Below are 2,362 nucleotides of genomic sequence, written 5' to 3'. Positions count from 1 at the left end.
GCTCCTGGGCGGCGAACAGATTGGGTTTCATCATGACTGAGTCGTCAACGTTGGCATCGCGATATCATGCCATGACTGGGCGGGTTTTTCGAGGTGCCCTACAGTAACATTCGTCCCATGGCCAATGAATTTCCCGAGTTGGTAGGCGTAAATCCGCATTATGTAGAAAATGCTGGGCCGGGGATCAATACTAATTGTATATCGTGCGCTAATGCAGCTCACAAACGACTATCTGGAGTTGGTGAAGGTGCTGTTGCTGAGAAAACGAAATATGGAAATCGCAATGATTTACTTCCATCAGCGCCGTTTGGTTTTGGCGCGACAACTACACCAGCTTCAGTAATAGCAGAAATGCTCGCCGCAGGGAACGGTGCTACACGTCCATTAATTATCGAGCAGCCAGGTTCGGTTCATCATGTGATAAATGTAGTGAATCGAAATGGAAGGGTTTATTTTATTGATACACAAATGGAGAAGATTGTCACACTGCGCCCGGATGTTCCCGTAATTCTTGGAAACCCTTAATAATGGAAAATTTAGAAAAAATTTCGCTGACGCAGGCTAGGGCTATTGCGCAAAAAAATGCATACCTGTCTCTGAAAGCGTATTGTGAAAGTCCCGAGGAAACTCTTAAGACTGAGTATCTCGAAGGCGATCATTGCTGGATGTTCTTTAGAAGCGAGAAGATATGTGTGCCAGAAAATAATACGCTCGGTATTAAATGGGCTTTTGTCGTAAGCAAGAAGGGGAAGTACAGTATGGTTCAGGACTTTTCGGATGATAAGCAGCGCGTTCGTGAATATCTAAAAACTATGTCAGACTATTTCTTCAGACGTGGAGAATAGATCACCTATCTGGCTGATGGATACACAGGTATTACAATTGAAAATTCAAACTCTGTTGAGGCGACCTCTAAAAACCTACCGCTCGCTGGCCCGCCTCGGTAAAATTCTGCCATCGAGCATGTCCAGCGAGTACCCGCGATGATGAAGCCTCGGATCAGCCTGTTTGCAGAACATGAGCGCGAAGATCGGCGATCAAAGATCGGCGATCCGCTGGTCGGTTTAACCAAGCATGTGGATTTCGAGGCGCGGCCGCCAGTATCGATGCTGCCGCACCACGCCCATCGCGCGTCAAAGGCGGCCGCCCACCATATTCAACGCTGCTGATGGTAAAGATCCTGGTGCTTCAGCAGCTCTACAACCTGGCTGACGACGCGCTCGAATACCAGTTGCTCGACCGCCGCAGTTTCCTGCAATTTCTGGACCTCACCGAAAGCAGCAGCATCCCCGACGCCAAGACCATCTGGCTGTTTCGTGACCGCCTGGCCCAAGCCGGTGCGGGTAGCCTCGTGTTCGAACAAGTTCAACAACAGCTGCACAAGCATGGCTATATGGCACGCTGCGGCCAAATCATTGATGCCTCATTGGTACAGGCGCCGGTCCAACGTAACAAGCGCGAGGAAGCCGACACCGTCAAAGAGGGCGCCATGCCGCTGACCTGGAAGCCGCACAAGCGCGCGCAGAAGGATGTCGATGCCCGCTGGACCAAGAAGCACGGCAAGAGCCACTTCGGCTACAAGCTGCACGCCAGCGTGGACAAGCGTTACAAGCTGCTGCGCAAAATGTCCATCACGCACGCCGCCGTGGCCGACACCACGGTATTCGAGTCGCTGCTGGATCGCACCAACACCAGCCGCGACGTCTATGCCGATCGGGGTTACCCGACCAACGAGCGGGAAGCGACGCTGAAGCAAGCCGGCTGGCGTGTCCACATCCAACGCAAGGGCAGCGCCACCAAGGGCATCTTTGAGGCACAAAAGAAGCGCAATCGCCACATCGCCACGCCGCGCGCCCGCGTCGAACATGTCTTTGGCGCGCTGGCGCAAATGGGCGGCAAGCTGGTGCGCTGCATGGGCATCGTCCGCGTCACCTTCGCTTTGCATCTCAAGGCGGCAAGCTATAACCTCAAACGCCTGGTGTTTCTGAAGGAAGGCGGGCTAGTACCGTTCTAAGCGCTCCACAGCGCTCTGAACCGCCCTCAGATCGCCATGTCACGCCATGTCTCTCACATCACCTGCTCGACCGATATGACCACCGAAATCCGTCATCACCCGGATTGCGTACCACCTCAAATCGTCAAAAATGAGTTATTCGAGGTGGCCTTAGGTTCACGCGACAAGTGTGTGCGGTGGCCTTTGGCGGTAAAGTCAACGCCTTGGCAGCGTAAGCGTGCAGTCGTTCCACCTGTGAAAGCGTGATTTGCAAAGCCATACTCTGATTTTTACTTTGGAGATGGGGATGTCAAACACTGAACGGGAATTGCTGTGGCGGGAGCGAGTAGCGCGCTGGCGCAAGAGCGG

At 53.3% G+C, this 2,362-nt stretch carries 2 protein-coding genes and 1 pseudogene; all 3 read left to right on the top strand.

Translation table 11 applies throughout. From position 1 onward, the window contains the following. The first annotated feature begins 117 nt into the window (after positions 1-117). The 3 genes and pseudogenes from ASD07_RS30300 (at position 118) to ASD07_RS18315 (ending at position 2,014) form a co-directional block, all read left to right on the top strand. Positions 118-525 carry a toxin glutamine deamidase domain-containing protein gene (locus tag ASD07_RS30300; RefSeq protein WP_082507419.1) on the top strand — a complete coding sequence of 136 codons (408 nt, stop codon included), beginning with the start codon at positions 118-120 and terminating at the stop codon, positions 523-525. A gap of 2 nt (positions 526-527) precedes the next feature. Further along, the gene (locus ASD07_RS18325; RefSeq protein ID WP_055933685.1) at positions 528-845 is read left to right on the top strand and encodes a hypothetical protein; all 318 of its coding nucleotides are present in this window, start codon (positions 528-530) and stop codon (positions 843-845) included. A 141-nt stretch (positions 846-986) separates the two neighbouring features. Further along, positions 987-2,014: pseudogene (locus tag ASD07_RS18315) on the top strand (IS5 family transposase). Positions 2,015-2,362: the final 348 nt, after the last annotated feature.

Source organism: Duganella sp. Root336D2, assembly GCF_001425005.1.
Classification (GTDB): Bacteria; Pseudomonadota; Gammaproteobacteria; order Burkholderiales; family Burkholderiaceae_D; genus Rugamonas.
This window is presented reverse-complemented; position numbering and strand designations above follow the sequence as displayed.